Below are 20,727 nucleotides of genomic sequence, written 5' to 3' on the forward strand. Positions count from 1 at the left end.
TTACCTCGCGTTACTGGCGCCGACCGGGGATTCCGGCTGCACTTTCAGGTAGACGTAGAACAGCACCAGGGTGATCAGGATCAGCAACGCCGCGGCGGCGCTGGCCAGGCCCCAGTTGAGGAAGGACTGCACCTGCTGGACGATGAATTCCGGCAGCATCATGTTCTGCGCGCCGCCCAGCAGCGCCGGGGTGACGTAGTAGCCCAGGGACATGACGAACACCATCAGCCCGCCGGAGAACAGCCCCGGCCGGCACAGCGGCAGGAACACCTTGAAGAAGTTGCTCCAGGGGCTGGCGCCGCAGATCGAGCCGGCCTGCAGCACCATGGGGTCGATGGCCGCCATGGTCGCCTGCAGCGGCAGGACGATGAACGGGATCATGATGTAGCTCATGCCGATCACCACGCCGGTGAGGTTGTGCACCAGCTCCAGCGGCTGGTCGATGATGCCCAGGGCCATCAGCACCTTGTTGATCACCCCCGAGGCCTGCAGCAGCACCAGCCAGGAGTAGGTGCGGGCGAGCAGGCTGGTCCACATCGACAGCAGCACGATGTTCAGCAGCCAGCGGCCCCAGCCGCGCGGCACCAGGGTGATCGCCCAGGCCAGGGGGAAGCCCAGCAGCAGGCTGATCAGGGTGACCAGCGCGCCGACCGCGAAGGTGTTGAACAGCACCCGGGTGTAGGCCGAGTTGGCGAACAGCTGGGCGTAGTTGTCCAGGCCCGGGGTGGGTTCGAGCACGCCGCGCAGCAGCAGCCCCACCAGCGGGGCGAGGAAAAACAGGCCGAGGAACAGCAGGGCCGGCAGCAGCTTGGCCGAACCGCGCCAGGGCGACACGCCTTGCGGCTTCATCGGCGACCTCGTTTGCACCGCGTCGGCGGCGCGCGCGGCGCCGTCGACGGGAGTGGAGCGGCCGTGGGGAACGGCCGTCATTTTCACTTGACCAGCCATTCGTTCCACCGTGCCGCGATGGCCGGGCCGTTCTTGGCCCAGTACGCGTAGTCGAGGGTGATCTGATCCTTAGCGTAGGCGGTCGGCAGGTTGGGGGCGAGGTCGCCCTTGAGCTGGCCGACGCTGTCGAGGTTCACCGGGGCGTAGGCGGTGAGGTTGGCGAAGTCGGCCTGGCCCTTGGCGCTGGAGGCCTCGGCGAGGAACTTCATGGCCGCGTCCTTGTTCTTCGAGCCCTTGGGCACGACGAGGAAGTCGGCCATGACCAGGTTCTGCTTCCAGCTCACGCCCACCGGCGCGCCGTCCTGTTGCAGGGCGTAGATGCGGCCGTTCCAGAACTGCCCCATGGTCGCCTCGCCGGAGGCCAGCAGTTGCTGGGACTGGGCGCCGCCGCCCCACCAGACGATGTCCTTCTTGATGCTGTCGAGCTTCTTGAAGGCGCGGTCCAGGTCCAGCGGGTAGAGCTTGTCGGCGGGCACGCCGTCGGCCAGCAGGGCCAGTTCCAGCACGCCGGGGCTCGGCCATTTGTACAGGGCGCGCTTGCCCGGGTAGGTCTTGGTGTCGAACAGCGCGCTCCAGTCCTGCGGGGCGTTGCCGCCGACCTTGCCCTGGTTGTAGCCGAGCACGAAGGAGAAGTAGAAGGAGCCGACGCCGTGGTCGGAGACGAAGCGCGGGTCGATGCGGTCGCGCTTGACCACGTTGAAGTCCAGCGGCTCCAGCAGGCCTTCGGCGGCGGCGCGCAGGGCGAAGTCCGCCTCCACGTCCACCACGTCCCACTGCACGTTGCCGCTTTCGACCATGGCCTTGAGCTTGCCGTAGTCGGTGGGGCCGTCCTGCACCACGCGGACGCCGCTGGCCTGGCTGAAGGGCTCGGCCCAGGCCTGCTTCTGGGCGTCCTGGGTGGTGCCGCCCCAGCTGACGAAGCTGATCGCGTCGGCGGCGCTGGCGGCGGTGCCGGCCAGGCCCAGGATGGCGGCGAGAGTCGCCGCGACTGCACGTTTCTTGAACACCATGTACATGCCCTCGTTGTTGTGTTTGTGCGCGGGCAGGCGGTCTGTGCCTGCCCATCAGGAGCAGTGGCCATCTGGGCCTGTCAGGGTCGGCCTTGTCCGGAGCGTTGTTCAGGCTGTCCCGTGTTCGGGGGCGCCGAGACAATCGTCGGCCTACGGAATGTCATATTATGGTATTCCAAACTTTCTGCAAGTCTCCTCCCCGTTCCGGGCCCCGTGGATTGCCGCTTGGCGCCGTCCCTGGCGGCTTTTCGGCTGCCGCCCGGTGGCGGCAATCGACTGATTTTTCTAGCCTTTATCCACATGTCCGGGCGCCGGCAAGCTGGCCGGCGGCCAGCATCGGCCGACCGGTGGTCAGGCCTCGGTTGCCGGCTTCCAGTCGTCGAAGGGCAGGCTTTCCACCACTTCCAGGCCATAGCCGGTGAGGCCGGCGTATTTCAGCGGCGGGCCGAGGTGGCGCAGCTTGCCCACGCCCAGGTCCTGGAGGATCTGCGCGCCGGTGCCGATCTCCGAATAGATGCGCGACTGCGAGCGGGTGAACGGCCGGCTCGGTTGGGTGAGTTGCGGCACGCGCTCCAGCAGCGCCTGGGACGACTCGTGGTTGGCCAGCACCACCACCACGCCGCGGCCTTCCTCGGCTACCCGTTGCAGCGCCGCCCAGAGCGTCCAGTTGGGCGGCCCGGCGTATTCGGCGCCGACCAGGTCGCGCAGCGGGTCGATCACGTGCACGCGCACCAGGGTCGGCTCGGCGGGGTCGACCTCGCCCATCACCATGGCCATGTGCACGCCGCCCTCGATGCGGTCCTCGAAGGTCACCAGGCGGAAGCTGCCGTGCACCGTGGGCAGCTCGCGCTCGCCGATGCGCCGCACGGTGTGCTCGGTGCTCAGGCGGTAGTGGATGAGGTCGGCGATGGTGCCGATCTTGATCCCGTGCTGCGCGGCGAAGGCTTCCAGCTCGGGGCGGCGGGCCATGCTGCCGTCGTCGTTCATCACTTCGACGATCACCGCCGCCGGCGTCAGCCCGGCCAGGCGTGCCAGGTCGCAACCGGCCTCGGTGTGCCCGGCGCGGGTGAGCACGCCGCCCTCGCGGGCGCGCAGCGGGAAGATGTGCCCGGGCTGGACGATATCCTCGGCGCTGGCGCCCGGCGCCACGGCGGCCTGCACGGTGCGCGCGCGGTCGGCGGCGGAGATGCCGGTGGTCACCCCGGTGGCCGCCTCGATGGAGACGGTGAAGGCGGTGGAGTAGGGGCTGCCGTTGTTCGGCACCATCTGCTCCAGCCCCAGGCGCTGGCAGTGTTCCTCGGTGAGGGTCAGGCAGATCAGCCCGCGCGCCTCGCGGGCCATGAAGTTGATGGCGTCGGGCGTGCAGAACTCGGCGGCCAGCAGCAGGTCGCCCTCGTTCTCGCGGTCCTCGTCGTCCACCAGCAGCACCATGCGGCCCTGGCGGAAGTCCTCGATGATTTCTTCGGTGGTATTGAACGGCATGACCGGCTCCGGGGTGTGGCAGTCAGAAAATTCTGGTATACCATCATACACAAAATATCCATCGCCAAGAGGTTGCCATGAAGGCCTACTGGATCGCCCACGTGGACGTCACAGACCCCGAGCAGTACAGCCAATACACCCGTCGCGCGCCAGCGGCCTTCGCCCTGTATGGCGGCCGCATCCTCGCCCGCGGCGGCCGCTCCGAAGCCCTGGAAGGCCGCCCGACGCCGCAGCGCAGCGTGGTGATCGAGTTCGATTCCTATGAGCAGGCCGTGGCGTGCTATCGGTCGAAGGAGTACCAGGAGGCGTGGGCGCAGCGGCAGGGGGCGGCGAGGGCGGAGGTGATCATTGTCGAGGGCGTCGAGCCCTGAGGGAGGGGTTTTCGTAGGAGCGAGCTTGCTCGCGAACGGAGTTTCCCGGCAGCACTGGTGTTTGAGGTGAACCTCGTCCCCTCTCCCCAACCCTCTCCCTGAAGGGAGAGGGGGCTTGTCCGTGCCTGCTTCGGGTCCTGTGCTGGCCAGCAACTTCGCATGTGCCGGCGAGCGCCAAGGTTACGCTTGAAGCCGAACGGTCCCCTCTCCCTTCAGGGAGAGGGTTAGGGAGAGGGCGCTCTCAATCCCAGCGCCCAAATCCCCGGCAAGCACCGTTCGCGAGCAAGCTCGCTCCTACAAAAGAGGACGCGACGCAGGAAGCTCAGCGAATGAAATGAATCTTCCCGCTATCGTCATTCCCCATGTAGATCCCATACACCCCCGCCTGCCGCTCCTCGATATAGCGCTCGAGAATCTGCCGGATCGCCGGGTAGTAGATCTGCTCCCAGGGAATGTCCTCGGGCGCGAAGAAGCGCCGGTCCAATGTCTCCGGCCCGTAGGCGTCGGCGATCTCCAGGGCCTGGGCGCGGAAGATGATGTAGACCTCGCTGATCTTCGGCACGCTGAAGATGGAGTAGGGCGAGAGGATTTCGGCGCGCACGCCGCTCTCTTCCCAGACCTCGCGCAGGGCCGCCTGCTCGGTGGTCTCGCCGCTTTCCATGAAGCCGGCCGGCAGCGTCCAGGTGCCGGGGCGCGGCGGGATGGCGCGCTGGCACAGCAGGTAGCAGCCGTCGCGCTCGATGATGCAGCCGGCGATGACCTTGGGGTTCTCGTAGTGGATGTAGCCGCAGGCGCCGCACAGCAGCCGCTCGTGGGTGTCCCCCGGCGGCTGGCGGCGCTCCATCCGGTCGCCGCCGCACTGCGGGCAGAAGCGCGGGGCGGGCATGGCGTCAGCGGCCTATGCGCGGTTCTTTGAGGACGATGGGAGTGGCGATCTCGCGGACCTTGCCACCCTCTTCCTGCTTGGACTTCAGGTAGTCCAGCGCCACCTTGGCCGCCGCGCGCACGTGGTCCACCGAGGCCTGGTGCGCGGCCGCCGGGTCGCCGCTCTTGATCGCCGCGACCATCTTCTCCATCTCCTGGTTGCTCGCCCCGCGGCGGTTGGCCTGGGACACCGAGGTGGCGCGCAGGTAGCTGATGCGCGCCTGCAACTGGCGCAGCTGGGTGGCGGCGATGCGGTTGCCCGAGCCTTCCAGCAGCACGTCGTAGAAGCCCTGCACCGAATCCAGCACCTGCTGCAGGTCGCCTTCCTCCAGGGCCTTGCGGTTCTCCTCGAGGGCGCGTTCCAGGGCGCGGATGTCCTTGGCCTTGGCGTTGAGGGTGAACAGCTGGACGATCATCCCTTCGAGCACGCAGCGCAGCTCGTAGATGTCGCAGGCGTCTTCCAGGGTGATGATGGCCACCCGCGGGCCCTTGGCGTCGGCGAACTCCACCAGCCCCTCGGACTCCAGGTGGCGCAGGGCCTCGCGCACCGAGGTGCGGCTGACGCCCAGGCGGTCGCAGAGGTCGCGCTCGACCAGGCGGTCGCCGGGCAGCAGCTGGAAGTTGAGGATGGCGCCGCGCAGCTTGTCCAGCACAATCTCGCGCAGGGTCACGGGGTTGCGGTTGACCTTGAAGCTATCGTCGAGGGGCAAGCGTTTCATGTGGTCCGCTCTGGTAATGGCTGTCCGTAGGGTGAAGCGGCCTAGCCCTGGGTCTCGGCATCGGCCTCGGCGAAGGCCTCGCGGGCCAGGCGGAAGCTGTCGACCGCCGCCGGGATGCCGCAATAGATGCCGACCTGGAGCAGGATTTCGCGGATCTGCTCGCGGCTGAGCCCGTTGCGCAGGGCGCCGCGGATGTGCAGCTTCAGTTCGTGCGGCCGGTTGAGGGCCGAAATCATCGCCAAGTTTATCATGCTGCGTTCTTTCAGCGACAAACCCTCGCGGCCCCAGACGTGGCCCCAGCAGTACTCGGTGACCAGCTCTTGCAGCGGCTTGCCGAAGTCGTCGGCCGCGGCCAGCGACTTGTTCACGTAGGCCTCGCCCAGCACCTGGGTGCGGATCGCCAGGCCCTTGTCGTACTTCTCGTTGCTCATCGCATGCTCCTTCTTTCATATAGGAGCAACTGTCTGCCGGCTGCTCCGAGATGCTTCTCGTAGGATGGGTCGGGCTTGCGAAACCCATGCGGCCGTGGTGATGGGTATCGCTTCGCTCAACGCCATCCTACGTCAGTGTTTCTCCTGTACCTGTAGGAGCGAGCTTGCTCGCTCCCACGAGGACGGGACGATCAGGCCAGCTGCGGCAGGGCGCCGAGCTTGCCGCGGTGGTAGACCATGGGCGTCACCGCCTGCTCGGGCAGGATCAGGTTCTTCACCGCGCCGACGATGATCGCGTGGTCGCCGCCGTCGTACTCGCGCCACAGCTCGCACTCGATGATCGCCGTGGCCTTGGCCAGCAGCGGGTTGCCCAGCTCGCTCAGGTGCCAGTCGATGCCCTTGGCCTTGTCCTTGCCTTTACCGGCGAAGGCGTAGGCCTCGGCCTGCTGGTCGGCGCACAGCAGGTGGATGGCGAACTGCTTGCTGTCGCGCAGGATCGGGTAGGTGTCCGAGGCGTAGTTGGGGCAGAACAGCACCAGCGCCGGCTCGATGGACAGCGCGCTGAAGGCGCTGGCGGTGATGCCGACGATGCCGCCCTCGGCGTCCAGGGTGGTGACCACGGTCACCCCCGAGGGGAAGGAGCCCATGACTTCCTTGTAGATTCCGGGTTCGATCATGGTCTGTTCCTCAACGCATCACGAAGGGGTCGGGCATGGGCGCCTGCGAGAGGTTGATCCACACCGTCTTCAGTTCGGTGTAGGCCAGCACCGAGTCGATGCCGCTCTCGCGGCCGTAGCCGCTCTGGTGGAAGCCGCCGATCGGCGCCATGGCCGAGACCGCGCGGTAGGTGTTGACCCAGATGATCCCCGAGCGCACGTCGCGCGCCAGGCGGTGGGCGCGGCCCAGGTCGCGGGTCCAGATGCCGGCGGCCAGACCGTACTGCGAGTCGTTGGCCAGGGCCAGCGCCTCGGCTTCGTCGTCGAAGGGGATGACCGAGGCCACCGGGCCGAACACTTCCTCCTGCATGATGCGCATGGAGTGGCTGTCGCAGGCGAACAGCGTCGGTTCGTAGTACCAGCCTTCGCCCTGGCCCTCGGGGCGCTTGCCGCCCATCAGCAGGCGCGCGCCCTCGGCCTGGGCCGCGGCCACCAGGCCTTCGACCACCGCCAGTTGCTGCGCGGTGGCCATGGGGCCCATCTCGCTGGCGTCTTCCTGCGGGTTGCCGATGCGGATGCGCTGGGCGCGTGCGATCAGGCGGGCGACGAATTCGTCGTAGATCTCACGCTGCACCAGCAGGCGCGAGCCGGCCACGCAGCTCTGCCCGGTGGCGGCGTAGATGCCGGCCACTACGCCGTTGATGGCGCTGTCCAGGTCGGCATCGGCGAAGATGATGTTCGGCGACTTGCCGCCCAGTTCCAGGGACAGCTTGGCGAAGTTCTCCGCGCTGCTGCGCACCACGTGGCGGGCGGTGGCGGCGCCGCCGGTGAAGGCGATCTTGCGCACCAGCGGGTGACGCGTCAGGGCTGCGCCGGTGCTCGGGCCGAAGCCGGTGACCACGTTCACCACGCCGGCCGGGAAGCCGGCTTCCAGGGCCAGGCGGGCCAGTTCGAGGATGGTCGCCGAGGCGTGTTCCGAGGGCTTGAGCACGATGGTGTTGCCGGCGGCCAGGGCCGGGGCCAGCTTGATCGCGGTGAGGTACAGCGGGCTGTTCCAGGGGATGATCCCGGCCACCACGCCCAGCGGTTCGTGCACGGTGTAGGCGAACATGTCCGGCTTGTCGATCGGCAGGGTGCCGCCTTCGAGCTTGTCGGCCAGGCCCGCGGTGTAGTGGAAGAACTCCGGCAGGTAGCCGACCTGGCCGCGGGTCTCGCGGATCAGCTTGCCGTTGTCGCGGCTTTCCAGCTGGGCCAGGTGCTCCTTGTTCTCGGCGATCAGGTCGCCCAGGCGGCGCAGCAGCTTGCCGCGGGCGGTGGCGCTGAGCTTGCGCCAGGCCGGATTGTCGAAGGCCTTCTGCGCGGCCTGCACGGCGCGCTCGACGTCTTCCTCGGCGGCGTCGGGCAGCAGCGCCCAGGGCTGCGCGCTGGACGGGTCGAGGCTTTCGAAGGTCTTGCCGGAAAGCGCATCGAGCCATTGGCCGTCGATGCACATCTGGAAGCGGGCGAGTGTCATGCGACTATCCCCTTGGTCTGGTTCGGCAGGCTCAGGGCCTGGTGCAGGAAGTCCAGCAGCACCTGGTTGACCAGGCGCGGCGACTCCACCGGCATCATGTGGCGCTGTTCATCGAGTATGGCCACCTGCGCGCCGGGAATGCGCGCGGCCAGCTGCCGGGCCATCTCCGGGGTCGAGCCGGGGTCCAGCTCGCCGGTGGCGACCAGGGTCGGCGCCTGGATGCTGCCCAGGTCGTCGGCGCGGTACATGTCCTGGGTGGCGAACAATTCGTAGGTGGTCAGGTAGCCCTGCGGGTCGTTGCTCGCCAGGGTCTGGCGGATGGCCGCGATCTGCGCCGGGTTGGCGGCCTGGTACTCGCGGCTGAACCAGCGCGACAGGGCCGCCTCGGCGTTGGCGTCGGGACCGTGTTCGGCGGCCTGGCGGGTGCGCTCGATGACGCCGGCGCGCTGTTCGGCGCTGCGGTTGAACACACTGTTGAGGATCACCAGCCCCTGCAGCCGCTGCGGATGGTGCAGGGCGAAGGCGCGCGCCACCAGGCCACCCATGGAGAAGCCGATGACCGTGGCCTGCGGGATCTGCAGGTGGTCGAGCAACTCGCGCAGCTGCGCGGCGTAGCCGACCAGCCCGGTGCCCGCTTCGGGGCGCGGGCTGGCGCCGTGGCCGAGCATGTCGTAGGCGATGACCCGGTAGTGCGGGGCCAGGCCGACGATCTGCCCGCCCCACATTTCCTTGTTCAGGCCCACGCCGTGGATCAGTACCACGGGCTGGCCCTGGCCGGTCGCCAGGTAACTGGTGCCGGCCGGTGTGTGTTCAGCGGTGAGCCGAATCATGGAACGCTCCTGCACTGGCCGCGGGATCACTGGGCCTGCTCGGCGGCCAGCTCTTCCAGGTCGATGTAGCGGTTGCCGATGCGCGGGTGCAGGCGGCCACCGTCGGCGGCGCCCAGGACCACGATGATCTCGTCGGCGCGCGGCGCGTCCTCGATCTGCATCTCCAGGGTGATGTAGTGCGAACGCAGGCCCTCGTCGTCCTTGTGCATCATCGGGACCTGGATCGAGGTGCCCGGGCCGCCGCGCTTGTTGGTGAAGCTCAGGTAGCTCTTGGCGTCCACCGCCTTGCGGTAGTGGTTGCCGAAGCGCAGGGTGTGGATCACCGCCGAGGCATGCTCGATCTCGCCATCGGCGCCGACCACGGCGGCCTTGCCATAGGCCTCGATCTTGTCGGCGCCACCGATCAGCGCGGTCAGGCGCTCGACCATCAGCGCGCCCAGCTCGGAGCAGTTGGCCTTGATCTCCGGCTTGAGATCCTCGACGAAGCCGCGGCCCGCCCAGGGGTTCTTGATCACCACGGCCAGCCCGGCCATGGACACCGGTTTCTCGGCAGCCTTGCCGCCCTCGATGAAGGTTTCCTCGACGTAGCTGACGATCTTGCGGATTTCGAAGCTCATGGGCACTCCTTGGGTGTCTCTGTGCGATTTGGTCTGATGGTATACCATAATATTGGAAGTGCAAGAGGCAGGGTGGCAAAGGCGGTGGGGTCTGGCGACGGATGGTTGAGGAGGGGCTTGTCGGAAGGCTCGGGGACTCAGCGGGAATGGGCTTTGGTTGCTTGGTGAGGAAGGGGTTGGTGTAGCCGGTTCAGGTCACGGTTGACCTGCCTCTGTCTTCCGTCATGGGCGGTCGGGAAAGTAGCATTACGCTATCAGGCACAAGGACCAAGGGAATGGCGAAGTCGACTTTTGCACGGGAACTGGAACGAGCACTCATCAAGGCGGTCATCGGCCTCGGGGCGGGCCTGCTGATCTGGTTCGTGGGGATGCAGGTGATCACCCACACCTTCTCCAACATGCAGGAGGAAATGCTGGTCAACACCCACGCAGCCCAGGAGCGAGCCAATGCGAAGCTTCGGGAGCTACAGGCTAGGCAAGAGGCCGAGCGTCAGCAACGGCAGGTCCGCCAGACGATGTCCGAAGAAGAAGCTCGCCGGCAGTCTGCGGTGGAGCAGCAGCGAGCGAACGAGGCATGGGCAGCCCAGATCGAACGGCAACGGGAGAAAGATGCTGCGTGGCAGGACTTCTACAAGGAGCCGCGGGGTTGCAGCAACTGGCAGACAGACCAACAGATGGTGGAATGCCAGAACCAGAAGCTTCGTGCCAAGCGCGAGTTCGAGCGTAAGTGGAAGGCTGGGGAGATTGCTGGCAAGGGCTAGGGGCCGGTGGCTCCGAGAGCCAAATGGGTGGTGGGCGCCCTGGTTGACAGCTGGGCGCTGCAGAAAGATGACGTGGAAGTTTTGGTGATGGCAAAATGCAGCCATCCATGACAAGGAGGTCGCATGCGCGCCATCGCTTTCACTGCACTCGCATTTCTCACTGCCACTGCCATCAGCGGATGTTCGACGCGGGTCGCCGACCTGACGGTAGCCAGTACCAAGAATTTCAACCTGCACTCATCCGCCATTTCCACCGGCAAGCGCGTCGAAGGTAGCGACAGTGTAGCTATCGTGCTTTTCCCGCTGGGCAATCCGAACCTGAAGACCGCTATTGACCGGGCAGTGGAGAAGGATCGTTGTGCCGTCGGCCTGTCCGACGTGGTGATCAATCAGGAGTTCTTCGCGTTCATCTTCGGGTATGCCGAGGTCAACGTGAAAGGCAACCTGATCATCGACAACGAACAGCCGGGATGCGGCGGCTACGCACAGGATTACCGCCAACAACCGCCCCAGAACTGGCAGGCTCCCGCCACCTCATACAGCAGCAGGGACCAGCAACTCCAGCAACTGCAGCAGCAACAGGGCAACCTGAGCTACGAGGAATACCAGCGTCGCTATCGGCAGATCATGGGGCAGTGAGCCCGGCCGCGAGCGCGAAAACGAAAAAGGCCCAGGTTTTCACCTGAGCCTTTTATGTAGATGGCGCATCCGGCGGGATTCGAACCCACGACCCCTGCCTTCGGAGGGCATTTTTAGTACTAGAGTGTACTGCATATTTCCTTGTATATCAGCATCTTGCTGTATGGTTGTGTCCGCTAAATCGGTCTAGTATGGTTATTCTTGCTGTCACCATGCTGTCACAAGCGATGCTGCCATGAAAACTAAGGTCACATTGAAGCTCATAAGGGGATTAGAACCAGGAACCAAAGCCTACCGGGTGCATGACACCCAGCAGCCTGGGCTTTTCATCCGGGTGCTTCCGTCTGGCCACATGTCCTACATGGTTACATGGGCTCGAAATAAAAATGTGACGTTGGGGCGTGTGGGCAAAATGACATTGGATCAGGCGCGTAAAGAGGCGGCGCGCTATCTTGCCGAGGCTCACGAGCACGGTGAGCCGTTGGTCGTTACCTCTGGAAGAAGAGACGCCACGATCCCCACATTGGAGGCCTTCCTAGATGACCAATATGAGCCCTGGGCATTAGAGCACCACAAGGACGGTGAGAACGGGCTTAGAGCTATTCGCCACAGCTTTGCCGAGTTGATGCCGTTGCGCCTCGATGAAATCGATGCCAGGCGTATCGAGAAGCTGCGCTCCTGCTGGCTTGAGTCGGGGCTGGTGCCAGCTACTGCCAACCGCAATCTTGTGCGCTTAAAGGGCGCTCTGTCGCGTGCCGTTGACTGGGGGGTGCTTGAGGTTCACCCGCTTGTGAAAGTCCGTCGCCTAAAGGTCGATCAGCGCGGCCGGGTTCGCTACCTGACGGAGGAGGAGGAGGGACGCTTACGCAAAGCTCTGGATGAACGCCAGGACGCTATGCGCAGTGAGCGACAAAGCGCCAACGAGTGGCGCGCTCAGCGTAAGCACGAGTTACTGCCAGACTTATATGCTTTGAAGTTTACTGATCATTTAAAACCATTGGTGTTGCTGGCTATTAATACTGGGATGCGTCGTGGTGAGACGTTTAACCTTAAGTGGGGTGATGTTGATCTGAAAAATAAAATGGTGACAGTAGAGGGCGGTGGAGCTAAATCTGGCCAAACTCGACATATTCCATTGAATCTAGAAGCGCGCGAGGTCTTAAGAGAGTGGGAGGCACAACAAGAGGGAGTGGGAGGGTATGTCTTTCCAGGGAAAGGTGGGAAACGCCTCAATAACGTCAAAAAATCTTGGATGGCGTTGCTTATCTCCGCAAAAGTCGATGGTTTCCGTTGGCACGATCTTCGCCATACCTTTGCGTCAAAACTTGTTATGGCAGGTGTTCCTCTTAATACTGTGCGAGAGTTGCTGGGGCACTCAGATATCAGCATGACTTTACGTTATGCTCATTTGGCCCCAGAGAGTAAGGCGGCTGCGGTGGAGTTAATAAGCTTCGGTGGCTAGTCCAGCTCTGCCATTTTGAGAAACTCACTGTATTTTGTTTTTAGCTTTGGGTTCTTCTCTTTGAAAGCCGCAAAGCTTTCAAGAGAGCTCATGCTTTCTGCGATTCTCTCCAGATTAATTCTGGGTATTTCATGAAGGCATTCTTCTTTTATTATCTTTTCTTTTGCAGAAAAAATCTCTTGGTCACCCGAGAAAAATTCTGGGTGGTACAGGATTGTTCTTGCAATAACATTCTCTCTATAGCTTAGTGCATCGCCAGCAAGATAGTAAGTTCTTAGCTTGGTCAGAATAGGTTCTTCCGAATGATAGGCTGCTGTGAGCGCATCAATCAGGCTGAGTTTTCCATTCTTCAGGAACCGGTCATCGATTATCTCGTCAATGTCGACGACCTCGTCTTCTTTGGCGGCCTCTAGAATCAAATCCTCGATGATGCGTGTGGATGTGGTGTTCGCAGCGTTGGCTAGGCCTTCCAAAAGGAGCTTTGATAAGGGTTGCACGCGAAGATGAATGGTCTCCGATTTCTTCCTAACCGCCATTTTTCGTAGGCTCCACGACAGGTGATGGGGCTTAGCTTGCCATCGTTTCTTTGGCAACACAAGAAAATGTGTTGCCACATCTGTGGTGGCACTGTAATGTGGTTACACGTGCCGCGCTCTGGGGTACGAGCTGAGTCTAGGAGAGCACCAATGAGTCATCAGCAAGCGATAGGCCCACTGTCTGTTGGGGTTGAGGAGGGCGCCCGATTGATCGGTGTTGCTCGGTCAATGTTCTACGAGATTCTTGCTCGTGGTGAGGTTGAGAGTTTCAAGCTTGGTCGGCGCCGATTGGTGTTGGTCCGGGACTTGGAGGCATTCATCACTCGCCAGGCTAGGGAGAACTCTAGGTGATGAAGGAGGAGCGTACGGGACATGCTCCCAGTACGCTCTGAGCCCTATAAGCCGAGCTCTTTCTTGACTCTATAGACGGTAGCCTCTCCAACGTCGGCTGCCCGTGCTATTTCTTTCATCGTCATGCCACTAGCTTCACGCCCCTTTAGAAGCTTCTCGGCGGTAGCCCACTTCTCTGTGTTTTTGCTCTTCCCTGTAGCCTTCCATGACGGATCGGCGAGCTTCTTGTTTGCAAGTCCCTGCTTAATACGCTCAACTCTCTTCTCTTGATCTATCCGAGCCATTGTGGCCATGAGGTCAATGAGCATGTTGTTTATTACATAAAGAACTGAAGCCACAATATCCGTTGAGCTTTGATTTGCGCTGGCGGGTGGTGCCCAACTCGTCGGTAGATCCGCCACAACCAAACGCAGGCCTTTGGAGTTGATTGTGGATTTGAGGTGACTCCAATCCTCCTGAGTCAGCCTTGATAGGCGGTCAACCGACTCCACGCAAAGAATCTGGCCAGGAGTTGCGCTGCTTAGAAGCTTATGTAGCTCTGGCCGCTGAAGCTTGGTGCCGCTGAAGTTTTCCGCATAGATATTGACCACTGTGTACCCGCGTTCCTTTGCAAAGGAAAGGAGTGCTTCGCGCGCGCGGTTCGCGTCTTGATCCTTGGTGGATGCCCTCAAGTACAGGTGTGCTTCGACCATTCTGGCTGCTCTATCGTTTAGACATTCTATTCGTGAGGCAAATGATAATCTATCATTTGTCTTGTGAAAAGTGACTAATGATAGTCCGTGGGCCGGGTGTGCGTTCCTATCGGAAGAGTAGTGAGCAATGTGAGGTTCCGAGCGTCGTACGCTGTCGTTGGCCGGGCTGTACTGGTGGGCTGCTGACCCCTTGTCATTCGTTGAAAGCGTATTGTGGCTTGACAACGCTTGAGCTCGGCATTAGTCATGCAGATCAGGCACAATATGTTCACTGCCGAACCACATTCGGTCGGCTTCAGCAGATGGCCAGGGAAGCTCACCACGATCAACTAGATCTACTGGCGAGGCTAGCGATGGATACTTTGCAGCATGTGTAATAGCTTAAAAGCTCTCGATTCAACCCAGCAGTCCGCCATTACGCGACTATTTTCTGCTGCTGTCGTTCGAGAGTTAGCCTCTAAGGGAAAATCTCCCCTTTTTTCCCGGTTGCTTATTGAGAGCAGGCTGGTTGATAGCTTGCATTCATCTGACTCGGTCAGCTCCGTATTTGATACTGCGTTCTCTTTTATTAAAAAGAAAATATATAGGACGGAGTATACTTACAAAGCTGCGATAACGAGCAAGCTAATGCTCGGCCGTCACTCGTTGAATACAGCTGCAATGCTTACTGAGTTTCGTGTAGAAACTTGCAAGGTCGATATTGCTATATTTAATGGTACATCAACCGCTTACGAGATAAAGTCCGAGAGAGATCGACTGGATCGTCTTGAGAATCAGCTTGAATCATATAGAAAGCTGTTTGCAAAGGTCTATGTTGTGACCGGAGAAAATCATGCGGAAGAGGTTCTAAAAAGTACCAGCGATGAAACAGGTGTATTGCTGTTGAGCGATAGATTCTCTATCTCAACAATTAGAGAGGCCATTGAGCGTCCAGATAGAGTTTCGCCTGAAACAATATGTAATTCTCTACAGGCTAGAGAGTGTATACAGGTGCTTGCAGAGTTCGGAATTTCTGCGCCAAATGTGCCGAATACGGAGGTACGCAGGGCATTGCTCGATATTTTTAGAGAGCTTGACCCAGCAAGCGTGCACCAAAGTATGGTTAAGGTGGTGCGTCAGTCAAGAAGTTCTAGTTCTCTCTCCAGTTTCATCGCAGCCATGCCGAGTTCACTTGCGGCAGCCGTATTTTCAGTGCCAATTAAAGAAAGGGATCACCCCAAGCTCATAGGGGCAATAAATACACCAATCAGGGAGGCCCTTGCCTGGGCATAATGGAATGTATTATCCATATTTTAGGGGTAAGCAGTTTGACTTATTAGCTGTTCGCGAGTGTGCGAAGCTCTTCGCGGCTAGTGGATTTGTACCGATTATCGAGCCTGTACGAGAGTCTCTCAATGGGCTGAAACGAGTTATTGACGACCTTAAGGAAAATAAGGCGTCAGCAGTTCTGGTTGTTAATCCATATTATGGGGATCATACAGAGAAGGCCGATTCGCTTCATGCTCTTATAGATTCAGAGCTCAATGACTATGAAAATATCTCGGTTGGGATATTATTGAGCTCAAACATGAATACATGGAAGGCGATTGAGCTCAGCGAGAAATATAAGAATAAGCCACTGACGTTCATTCATGCTGACTTCCCTGAACCGAAGGATCTGTCAATTGCAATCACTAATGAGGGTATAAAGGCGGATCACGTTTTCTTTGAGGCGCATTGTGGGAAGCTATATCGGCGTCATTTCGATTCCCCGCAGAGGATTTTGCTTAGGGACGGATTCAAACGTCAGCCAAATAGCAAGTACCCAGATGTTGAACCATTCTCTGACTTGCATGTGACATATTCGGAAGAAGGGATGACCGGTTTTGGAGACTTCCTAATAGTCGGTGATGAGTACTCTGAGACCGGTGGTCCTGCCTATGCCGTTGCTATTCATCTTACGTTCATAGATAAAGAGATGGATGATGCAATGTTTGTCCATCACTTCAAATCCGATAGACAGGATACTCCAACAGACCCGGCTGGGAAATTTTACGAAGCGCTAACAAAGCTCGTAAAAGAAGTGAATTCGGAAGACTCTAAAGTATACAAAAGTTCGGCGGTAAAAGAGTTTATCCGCTTACATGAGTCTGGTCATTTTCCTGGCTTAGGATACATTAAAAAGTTGTCAATGAAGCATCATGTAGAGACTTTGGCTAAATATTTAAGTGAAGGTTGAATTTCATGCCAAAGCACTGCTGTAGTAACTGTTTTCAAGATAAACAAATCAGTCGTGAAATCCAAGATAAGCACACTGGTTTCGGTATCTGCTCCTTTTGTCAGGCTCAAGGGGTTGTTCTCATAGAGCCGTTGAAATTAAGAGAGCTGTTTGAGTTGTTGCAGGGGCTATATACTGAGTCCGCAAATGATGGGAGAAACTTGGCTGAATGGTTTAAAAGCGACTGGAGACTGTTCGATAGTCTATCAATGCTTCAGGCAAAAGATTTACTAGGAGAGATATATGATGATGCCAACTTGTTGCGTAAGAATTTCGTCCCGCATTCGCAGTCATCATCACAAAGCTTAGCTACTTGGACTCGGCTTAGGACTGAGTTGATGGAGGAGAATAGATTCTTCCCCCAAGACACTATTAGCCGTGAGCGAATGGATTTTCTTACCTCGCAGTTGATTCTAGAAAATCAGCAAATACCGCAGACTTGGTTTCGAGCAAGAATTCAGGAGTCTGAAGAACCATATCCACTGGAAAAAATGGGGGCGCCCCCTAAGGACAAGGCTACGCACGGGAGGGCTAATCCCGTAGGTATATCATACTTGTATATGGCATCTGATTTGACTACAGCTATCTCAGAGATTAGGCCGCATACTGGTGAGCGAGTGACAGTAGCCGAATTTTTTATAGTCGACGAAGTGAAACTTGCTGATCTTAGAGAGCCCCGAAAACTGGTAACCCCATTTATTTGTGAGAGTGAGTCTGATCTCTCGCAACTTAGGGCTGATATAGAGTTTCTTGAAAGGCTGGGTGATGAGTTGACTCGCCCGGTGCTTCCTCGGTCAGCTGCAATTGATTATATTCCAAGTCAGTATTTGTGTGAGCTAATAAAAAATATTGGCTTTGACGGAGTTGTATATAAAAGCTCCGTTGGGAATGAAATGAATATGGCCCTTTTTTACCCGCAGAAGGCTCAGCCTAAGAGTGCGGCGACGCACTACGTCTCGAGAGTTTCGGTTGAGTCTGACCCGCTTTAGAGCAGATTTATAGCTCTTGTATTTGGAGGCGTGGTGGTGACGCTGCTGTTAATTACTTCATGCATGGGGATGCTCAGACTTGAAGAACCAGTACCCCATAGGGTGAATATAGTAAGCTTCGATACTTAAGGGGAAAGGTTGGGTTTGATCTGATTTTTCTCTTGTGTGAAGATTCTTTCTGCACTAGCGACTATCTCGGATGGAGAGCATCTTAGAGGTATTGCCAGCTTGAATATCACTGTTATGGTCGGTTGGTTGATGCCGCGCTCAATCAAGCTGACATAGTTCCTCTGAACATCTGCTTGAAGCGCTAATTCCTCCTGCGTAAGCCCTGCCTCTTTCCGCTTCTGTCGAAGCGCCTTTCCGAATGCTGCCGCGACGTCGTCCAAGCCCAGGCCCTCTGCTGTGTGGAGAGGGCACTGTCAGCTCAGACTGCGGCTGCGTCTTCACAGTATATTGTGAATTTCAGGGTGGTTATGGCATGATGCTGGCCAGTGACTGATGGTGGTCTCTTGGAAATGTCGCCGGGGATGTGGACTTGCTAGATCAGTGTCAGCAGCCTTTCTAAAGGTTATAGGAAATGTGTCGATATAGCTTTTTGCCATTACATCAAGAGGGAGTTGTAACCGTGGCTACCGCGAAAGAAAGGCAGCAACAGAGCAGAATTATAGGTTTGCTGGTTGGGTTTGTGGCATTGATACCTCTGCTGATGGTCTCATTCTGGAGGTATTCAAGTCTGAAAAGTCAGTATCCGGAAGATGAATATACTCAAAGAGTATTTGATACGGGGAATCTAGTTCAACCGTTCGCAACTTCAGGCGCTGTGGTGTTGATGTCTTGGGTTTTCGTAGCCTGGTCAAGCCAGACTCGGATTGCGATTGTCCTTGTTCCTGTCTTGCTTTTCTGCGCTCTTTTTGTACTTTTCAAAATGGCTCAGTCAATAAGTAGCACCTATTTTGGGGTGTTGGTAGATCCTGCTAATGATAGAGTTCTGCTTCCTAAAGATATGGCCAACTACTCCATCTCGGATTATTTGAACTTTAAGTTTGTTACGGATCTTGGGAGTATGGAGGAGGTTCCTCTAAGTCAGATTAAGCGGATTACCCGGCAGGGCGGTAAGCAGCTCTTCATTCATGGTAAGTTCGGCTCGCGCGGCATGAAATTTTCGAACAAGCAAAAGCGTGATGAATGCCTTTCGGCTATTGAAGAGGGAAGCTCTGCTGCTGTGTCCCTGGAGTTTGAAAGGGCGTAGTTGATTTTATTTAATGATCCGGCGGGCCCTTGCTCCTTGGGGCTCGTTGGTCCCTTCTAAATCAGATGAAGGGGTTGCTCTTAGTGAAGGTTATATATTCTTTTATTTTCTTGTATATTTTCTTGATGTTAAGGCGCTTTCCTTGCAGCGTCCGGAAGGAGGTGTCGTAGATGAGATCCTTGAACTTTGACCAGTCTTCGTCATTTCGAAGTTTAGCGTGTTTGAATTTTTCGGCGAGCTTTCCGTATCTTGATTTGAAATCTTTGTTGTATGTTTTGCTGTGCCCTATTTTTTCAAGGGCTATATAGCCGAAGATTAACGCTTTCCGAAGTCTTCGAAGGTCGGCGCCGTTTGTCATGTTGTAGGAGATGAATCTCGTTATCTCGTCTATATAGTATATGTACTTGGATTCGTTCTGGGGTGCGGAGTGTCTGGCTAGCTTCGTGCTGCTAAGTGCCTCCCATTCCTCAAGCAGCTTTGTATAGCTGAGCTTAATCAGGTCCTCAAGGTTTTTCTCCGGTTTGAGTTGTATTATTTTCTGGGCGATTTGTGCCTTCTTTGATTTTCTTATCGGGGACTCCTTGATGTAGTCTTTAACTATCCCGTCGAGATATTCCTCTATCTTGATGAGTATTTCATTTGTAGGGAGTGTTTTTGAGACTCTCCAGCGCTCCAGGAGGTCGCTTTTGCTTATTGATAATCCTTTGCCGAGATGTTTGTTTCCAAGTTTCTGGTTCTGGTAGGCTCCTCCCCAGAATAAATTTTTGGCGTGAAGTAGTCCCACGGAGTTCTGCCCACTGACAGGTGCTATGTGGCAGAGGTGCATGTTGGCTTTTGGTTTGTTTCTAATTAGTGCCATAGTCTCAATAAAGGATTTTGAGTCATGCCCTGAAAGTATTTGAATGGTGCCGGCTCTCCTGCACTGGCGAACTAGGTACAGAACTTCGTCATTCTGAAGCATGTTGGCTTTCTTTTGTTCTTCTCTAGATCTTCTAGAGAGTTTCTTTCTATGTGCTACTTTTCTGCACTTAGTTGAGCAGTAGATTTGTTTCTTCCACTGTTTGGATTTCTGTTGTATTGCTGCTTCGCAAGTTGGACAGTACTTTTCCATATTTATCAGCACTTATTTTGATGTTAGTGTCTGATATTTACAGTTTAAGTCGTCCCCATATCCTGACTAGCGGTCTCCTTGCCTAAGGTTGGCTTGCTAGTTATGATGGCAAAGAGCCTTCATCTGAAGGCTAGGATCTGTAACTAGTAAATGGAGTTGTATATGCGTCGGTCTCTTGTTGTAACTTCGATTTTTATGGCGATTTCAAGCGCAAGTGCCTTTGCTGATGACGGATATTCTGCCGCATACGATTCTTGTGTCAGTAAGGCTGAGGGTGAGACATCTGCTCTTGTGGATTGCTCCAATGAGGAGTTAGCGAAGCAAGATGCTCGTCTTAATAAGGCCTATAAAACTGCCATGGGGGTGCTGTCTGCGGAGAATAAGCAAAAGCTTCTCGATGCCCAGCGTCTATGGGTAAAGTTCCGAGATGCCGACTGTGGAGTCTATTATTCGCTGTCTGGTGGGACGATGGATATGCTGAACGGCTCTGGGTGTGAATTGACGATGACCAAGGAGCGAGCTGACTCACTGGTATGGATTGCTCAGAACGGGGCTGAATAAGCCTGCTTGGCTGTACTATTCCGCTTGACCCGTGAGTAGCGCCAGCGCTCTTCGTCCGCTTGTGAGCCGTCTGTGGCTTGCTGGAAGGCGAGGGCTTCTCACAAGCAGGCACAAAAAACCCCCTTTGGTGCACAACACCAGAGGGGGTTTCCATGCACTTTCTGTCACCCTGCTGTCACGACGCTTTTGATCGTCGAGTCATTTATGGCTAAGTGCTTGATTTATATGGCGCATCCGGCGGGATTCGAACCCACGACCCCTGCCTTCGGAGGGCAGTACTCTATCCAGCTGAGCTACGGATGCGCATGGCCGCGGCTGGCGCGGCAGGCGGCAATCATACGCATCTGATCGGCTTGCGTCCATCGTTCGGGCGTGGCTCCGGTTAATTCGAAATCGGTCTGCCACCCGTCGGCCATGGCTGGCCTGGAGGCGCCGGGTGGCATGTACTTTCGTTGGTTTTTTCGAACGACCCCTTGCCCTTTGGGGGATGGGGCCCTAGGATGCGTTTGACATTTCAAACGCCCACCACAACAACAGGAGACAGGGGAATTGGCGTCACAGTACCCGGCCTCGTGCCAGTGGGATGACCGACTTCCGTACTGCCTGGCGAATGCG

The 20,727-nt window shown here is 57.9% G+C and carries 24 protein-coding genes and 2 tRNA genes; 10 read left to right on the forward strand and 16 right to left on the reverse strand.

Annotation, left to right across the window (positions count from 1 at the left end; genetic code table 11):
* The 3 genes from ACTWJ5_RS01775 to ribBA all read right to left on the reverse strand — a co-directional run bounded on the left by ACTWJ5_RS01775 (position 1) and on the right by ribBA (position 3,440).
* The gene (locus tag ACTWJ5_RS01775) at positions 1 to 948 is read right to left on the reverse strand and encodes an ABC transporter permease (RefSeq protein WP_116424685.1); all 948 of its coding nucleotides are present in this window, start codon (positions 946 to 948) and stop codon (positions 1 to 3) included.
* Entirely contained in the window at positions 933 to 1,958 is a 1,026-nt protein-coding gene (locus ACTWJ5_RS01780; protein ID WP_074978288.1) for an ABC transporter substrate-binding protein, read from the reverse strand. Before ACTWJ5_RS01780 ends, ACTWJ5_RS01775 begins: the two co-directional genes overlap by 16 nt.
* A gap of 351 nt (positions 1,959 to 2,309) precedes the next feature.
* On the reverse strand, positions 2,310 to 3,440 hold the full coding sequence (gene ribBA / locus ACTWJ5_RS01785) for a bifunctional 3,4-dihydroxy-2-butanone-4-phosphate synthase/GTP cyclohydrolase II (RefSeq protein WP_444437351.1): 1,131 nt from the start codon (positions 3,438 to 3,440) through the stop codon (positions 2,310 to 2,312).
* 77 nt (positions 3,441 to 3,517) lie between these two features.
* Here ribBA and ACTWJ5_RS01790 point away from each other — a divergent pair, with 77 nt between their 5' ends.
* Entirely contained in the window at positions 3,518 to 3,811 is a 294-nt protein-coding gene (locus tag ACTWJ5_RS01790; RefSeq protein ID WP_009615027.1) for a DUF1330 domain-containing protein, read from the forward strand.
* Between the two features lie 322 nt (positions 3,812 to 4,133).
* On the opposite strand, the gene ACTWJ5_RS01795 is transcribed toward ACTWJ5_RS01790, so the two are convergent.
* The 7 genes from ACTWJ5_RS01795 to ACTWJ5_RS01825 form a co-directional block, all read right to left on the reverse strand.
* Positions 4,134 to 4,697 (reverse strand): NUDIX hydrolase, encoded by a 564-nt coding sequence (locus ACTWJ5_RS01795; protein WP_116424687.1) that lies wholly within the window; start codon positions 4,695 to 4,697, stop codon positions 4,134 to 4,136.
* A 4-nt stretch (positions 4,698 to 4,701) separates the two neighbouring features.
* Positions 4,702 to 5,454: a GntR family transcriptional regulator gene (locus tag ACTWJ5_RS01800; protein WP_043269684.1), complete on the reverse strand. Its 753-nt coding sequence runs from the start codon at positions 5,452 to 5,454 to the stop codon at positions 4,702 to 4,704.
* Positions 5,455 to 5,495: 41 nt separating this feature from the next.
* Positions 5,496 to 5,885 carry a carboxymuconolactone decarboxylase family protein gene (locus tag ACTWJ5_RS01805; protein WP_009615030.1) on the reverse strand — a complete coding sequence of 130 codons (390 nt, stop codon included), beginning with the start codon at positions 5,883 to 5,885 and terminating at the stop codon, positions 5,496 to 5,498.
* A gap of 191 nt (positions 5,886 to 6,076) precedes the next feature.
* Positions 6,077 to 6,562, reverse strand: a complete 486-nt coding sequence (locus tag ACTWJ5_RS01810) for a flavin reductase family protein (RefSeq protein WP_009615031.1) — start codon at positions 6,560 to 6,562, stop codon at positions 6,077 to 6,079.
* Between the two features lie 10 nt (positions 6,563 to 6,572).
* On the reverse strand, positions 6,573 to 8,054 hold the full coding sequence (locus ACTWJ5_RS01815) for an aldehyde dehydrogenase (RefSeq protein WP_444437352.1): 1,482 nt from the start codon (positions 8,052 to 8,054) through the stop codon (positions 6,573 to 6,575).
* Entirely contained in the window at positions 8,051 to 8,884 is an 834-nt protein-coding gene (locus ACTWJ5_RS01820) for an alpha/beta fold hydrolase (protein ID WP_009615033.1), read from the reverse strand. Before ACTWJ5_RS01820 ends, ACTWJ5_RS01815 begins: the two co-directional genes overlap by 4 nt.
* 26 nt (positions 8,885 to 8,910) lie before the next feature.
* A complete protein-coding gene (locus ACTWJ5_RS01825) occupies positions 8,911 to 9,501 on the reverse strand; it encodes an amino acid synthesis family protein (protein WP_043316353.1) in 591 nt (196 codons plus the stop codon).
* A gap of 275 nt (positions 9,502 to 9,776) precedes the next feature.
* Here ACTWJ5_RS01825 and ACTWJ5_RS01830 point away from each other — a divergent pair, with 275 nt between their 5' ends.
* Positions 9,777 to 10,262, forward strand: coding sequence for a hypothetical protein (locus tag ACTWJ5_RS01830; RefSeq protein ID WP_009615035.1), 486 nt, complete (start codon positions 9,777 to 9,779; stop codon positions 10,260 to 10,262).
* 123 nt (positions 10,263 to 10,385) lie between these two features.
* The gene (locus tag ACTWJ5_RS01835; protein ID WP_074978062.1) at positions 10,386 to 10,901 is read left to right on the forward strand and encodes a hypothetical protein; all 516 of its coding nucleotides are present in this window, start codon (positions 10,386 to 10,388) and stop codon (positions 10,899 to 10,901) included.
* 61 nt (positions 10,902 to 10,962) lie between these two features.
* On the opposite strand, the gene ACTWJ5_RS01840 is transcribed toward ACTWJ5_RS01835, so the two are convergent.
* Positions 10,963 to 11,034: transfer RNA gene (locus tag ACTWJ5_RS01840), tRNA-Arg, on the reverse strand.
* Positions 11,035 to 11,136: 102 nt separating this feature from the next.
* Here ACTWJ5_RS01840 and ACTWJ5_RS01845 point away from each other — a divergent pair.
* A complete protein-coding gene (locus tag ACTWJ5_RS01845; protein ID WP_444437353.1) occupies positions 11,137 to 12,363 on the forward strand; it encodes a tyrosine-type recombinase/integrase in 1,227 nt (408 codons plus the stop codon).
* Here the strand turns inward: ACTWJ5_RS01845 and ACTWJ5_RS01850 are convergent.
* Positions 12,360 to 12,899: a hypothetical protein gene (locus ACTWJ5_RS01850; RefSeq protein ID WP_109932100.1), complete on the reverse strand. Its 540-nt coding sequence runs from the start codon at positions 12,897 to 12,899 to the stop codon at positions 12,360 to 12,362. The genes ACTWJ5_RS01845 and ACTWJ5_RS01850 overlap by 4 nt on opposite strands.
* 228 nt (positions 12,900 to 13,127) lie before the next feature.
* Here ACTWJ5_RS01850 and ACTWJ5_RS01855 point away from each other — a divergent pair, with 228 nt between their 5' ends.
* The gene (locus ACTWJ5_RS01855) at positions 13,128 to 13,250 is read left to right on the forward strand and encodes a hypothetical protein (protein ID WP_444439714.1); all 123 of its coding nucleotides are present in this window, start codon (positions 13,128 to 13,130) and stop codon (positions 13,248 to 13,250) included.
* A 44-nt stretch (positions 13,251 to 13,294) separates the two neighbouring features.
* Here ACTWJ5_RS01855 and ACTWJ5_RS01860 read toward each other — a convergent pair whose 3' ends face one another.
* On the reverse strand, positions 13,295 to 13,942 hold the full coding sequence (locus ACTWJ5_RS01860) for a recombinase family protein (RefSeq protein ID WP_105248147.1): 648 nt from the start codon (positions 13,940 to 13,942) through the stop codon (positions 13,295 to 13,297).
* A gap of 369 nt (positions 13,943 to 14,311) precedes the next feature.
* On the opposite strand from ACTWJ5_RS01860, the gene ACTWJ5_RS01865 reads away from it, so the two are divergent.
* The 3 genes from ACTWJ5_RS01865 to ACTWJ5_RS01875 are packed head-to-tail and all read left to right on the forward strand — an operon-like array spanning position 14,312 to position 17,188.
* Complete coding sequence (locus ACTWJ5_RS01865; RefSeq protein ID WP_105248146.1) at positions 14,312 to 15,214, forward strand: sce7726 family protein; 903 nt, start codon at positions 14,312 to 14,314, stop codon at positions 15,212 to 15,214.
* Positions 15,215 to 15,218: 4 nt separating this feature from the next.
* A complete protein-coding gene (locus ACTWJ5_RS01870) occupies positions 15,219 to 16,160 on the forward strand; it encodes a sce7725 family protein (RefSeq protein ID WP_444437354.1) in 942 nt (313 codons plus the stop codon).
* Positions 16,161 to 16,165: 5 nt separating this feature from the next.
* Positions 16,166 to 17,188 (forward strand): RES family NAD+ phosphorylase, encoded by a 1,023-nt coding sequence (locus tag ACTWJ5_RS01875; protein WP_444437355.1) that lies wholly within the window; start codon positions 16,166 to 16,168, stop codon positions 17,186 to 17,188.
* A gap of 125 nt (positions 17,189 to 17,313) precedes the next feature.
* Here ACTWJ5_RS01875 and ACTWJ5_RS01880 read toward each other — a convergent pair whose 3' ends face one another.
* Positions 17,314 to 17,577: a helix-turn-helix domain-containing protein gene (locus ACTWJ5_RS01880; protein ID WP_444437356.1), complete on the reverse strand. Its 264-nt coding sequence runs from the start codon at positions 17,575 to 17,577 to the stop codon at positions 17,314 to 17,316.
* A 239-nt stretch (positions 17,578 to 17,816) separates the two neighbouring features.
* Between ACTWJ5_RS01880 and ACTWJ5_RS01885 the strand changes: the two genes are divergently transcribed.
* Positions 17,817 to 18,440 (forward strand): hypothetical protein, encoded by a 624-nt coding sequence (locus ACTWJ5_RS01885; protein ID WP_134303903.1) that lies wholly within the window; start codon positions 17,817 to 17,819, stop codon positions 18,438 to 18,440.
* 61 nt (positions 18,441 to 18,501) lie between these two features.
* Here the strand turns inward: ACTWJ5_RS01885 and ACTWJ5_RS01890 are convergent, their stop codons facing one another.
* Entirely contained in the window at positions 18,502 to 19,401 is a 900-nt protein-coding gene (locus tag ACTWJ5_RS01890; RefSeq protein ID WP_444437357.1) for a hypothetical protein, read from the reverse strand.
* A gap of 312 nt (positions 19,402 to 19,713) precedes the next feature.
* On the opposite strand from ACTWJ5_RS01890, the gene ACTWJ5_RS01895 reads away from it, so the two are divergent.
* Positions 19,714 to 20,112: a lysozyme inhibitor LprI family protein gene (locus ACTWJ5_RS01895; RefSeq protein ID WP_444437358.1), complete on the forward strand. Its 399-nt coding sequence runs from the start codon at positions 19,714 to 19,716 to the stop codon at positions 20,110 to 20,112.
* Positions 20,113 to 20,338: 226 nt separating this feature from the next.
* Here ACTWJ5_RS01895 and ACTWJ5_RS01900 read toward each other — a convergent pair.
* Positions 20,339 to 20,415, reverse strand: a tRNA-Arg gene (locus ACTWJ5_RS01900).
* Between the last annotated feature and the right edge of the window lie 312 nt (positions 20,416 to 20,727).

Origin of the sequence: Pseudomonas sp. A6, from assembly GCF_052367875.1 — a bacterium.
Classification (GTDB): domain Bacteria; phylum Pseudomonadota; class Gammaproteobacteria; order Pseudomonadales; family Pseudomonadaceae; genus Pseudomonas; species Pseudomonas citronellolis.

Coding starts and splice junctions, on each gene's coding strand:
- ACTWJ5_RS01850 (WP_109932100.1), bottom strand. CDS start 12,899: ATGGCGGTTAGGAAGAAATCGGAGACCATTCATCTTCGCGTGCAACCC.
- ACTWJ5_RS01815 (WP_444437352.1), bottom strand. CDS start 8,054: ATGACACTCGCCCGCTTCCAGATGTGCATCGACGGCCAATGGCTCGAT.
- ACTWJ5_RS01865 (WP_105248146.1), top strand. CDS start 14,312: ATGTGTAATAGCTTAAAAGCTCTCGATTCAACCCAGCAGTCCGCCATT.
- ACTWJ5_RS01790 (WP_009615027.1), top strand. CDS start 3,518: ATGAAGGCCTACTGGATCGCCCACGTGGACGTCACAGACCCCGAGCAG.
- ACTWJ5_RS01805 (WP_009615030.1), bottom strand. CDS start 5,885: ATGAGCAACGAGAAGTACGACAAGGGCCTGGCGATCCGCACCCAGGTG.
- ACTWJ5_RS01800 (WP_043269684.1), bottom strand. CDS start 5,454: ATGAAACGCTTGCCCCTCGACGATAGCTTCAAGGTCAACCGCAACCCC.
- ACTWJ5_RS01875 (WP_444437355.1), top strand. CDS start 16,166: ATGCCAAAGCACTGCTGTAGTAACTGTTTTCAAGATAAACAAATCAGT.
- ACTWJ5_RS01895 (WP_444437358.1), top strand. CDS start 19,714: ATGCGTCGGTCTCTTGTTGTAACTTCGATTTTTATGGCGATTTCAAGC.
- ACTWJ5_RS01870 (WP_444437354.1), top strand. CDS start 15,219: ATGTATTATCCATATTTTAGGGGTAAGCAGTTTGACTTATTAGCTGTT.
- ACTWJ5_RS01855 (WP_444439714.1), top strand. CDS start 13,128: ATGTTCTACGAGATTCTTGCTCGTGGTGAGGTTGAGAGTTTCAAGCTT.
- ACTWJ5_RS01810 (WP_009615031.1), bottom strand. CDS start 6,562: ATGATCGAACCCGGAATCTACAAGGAAGTCATGGGCTCCTTCCCCTCG.
- ACTWJ5_RS01835 (WP_074978062.1), top strand. CDS start 10,386: ATGCGCGCCATCGCTTTCACTGCACTCGCATTTCTCACTGCCACTGCC.
- ACTWJ5_RS01890 (WP_444437357.1), bottom strand. CDS start 19,401: ATGCTTCAGAATGACGAAGTTCTGTACCTAGTTCGCCAGTGCAGGAGA.
- ribBA (WP_444437351.1), bottom strand. CDS start 3,440: ATGCCGTTCAATACCACCGAAGAAATCATCGAGGACTTCCGCCAGGGC.
- ACTWJ5_RS01780 (WP_074978288.1), bottom strand. CDS start 1,958: ATGGTGTTCAAGAAACGTGCAGTCGCGGCGACTCTCGCCGCCATCCTG.
- ACTWJ5_RS01830 (WP_009615035.1), top strand. CDS start 9,777: ATGGCGAAGTCGACTTTTGCACGGGAACTGGAACGAGCACTCATCAAG.
- ACTWJ5_RS01775 (WP_116424685.1), bottom strand. CDS start 948: ATGGCTGGTCAAGTGAAAATGACGGCCGTTCCCCACGGCCGCTCCACT.
- ACTWJ5_RS01820 (WP_009615033.1), bottom strand. CDS start 8,884: ATGATTCGGCTCACCGCTGAACACACACCGGCCGGCACCAGTTACCTG.
- ACTWJ5_RS01825 (WP_043316353.1), bottom strand. CDS start 9,501: ATGAGCTTCGAAATCCGCAAGATCGTCAGCTACGTCGAGGAAACCTTC.
- ACTWJ5_RS01795 (WP_116424687.1), bottom strand. CDS start 4,697: ATGCCCGCCCCGCGCTTCTGCCCGCAGTGCGGCGGCGACCGGATGGAG.
- ACTWJ5_RS01860 (WP_105248147.1), bottom strand. CDS start 13,942: ATGGTCGAAGCACACCTGTACTTGAGGGCATCCACCAAGGATCAAGAC.
- ACTWJ5_RS01845 (WP_444437353.1), top strand. CDS start 11,137: ATGAAAACTAAGGTCACATTGAAGCTCATAAGGGGATTAGAACCAGGA.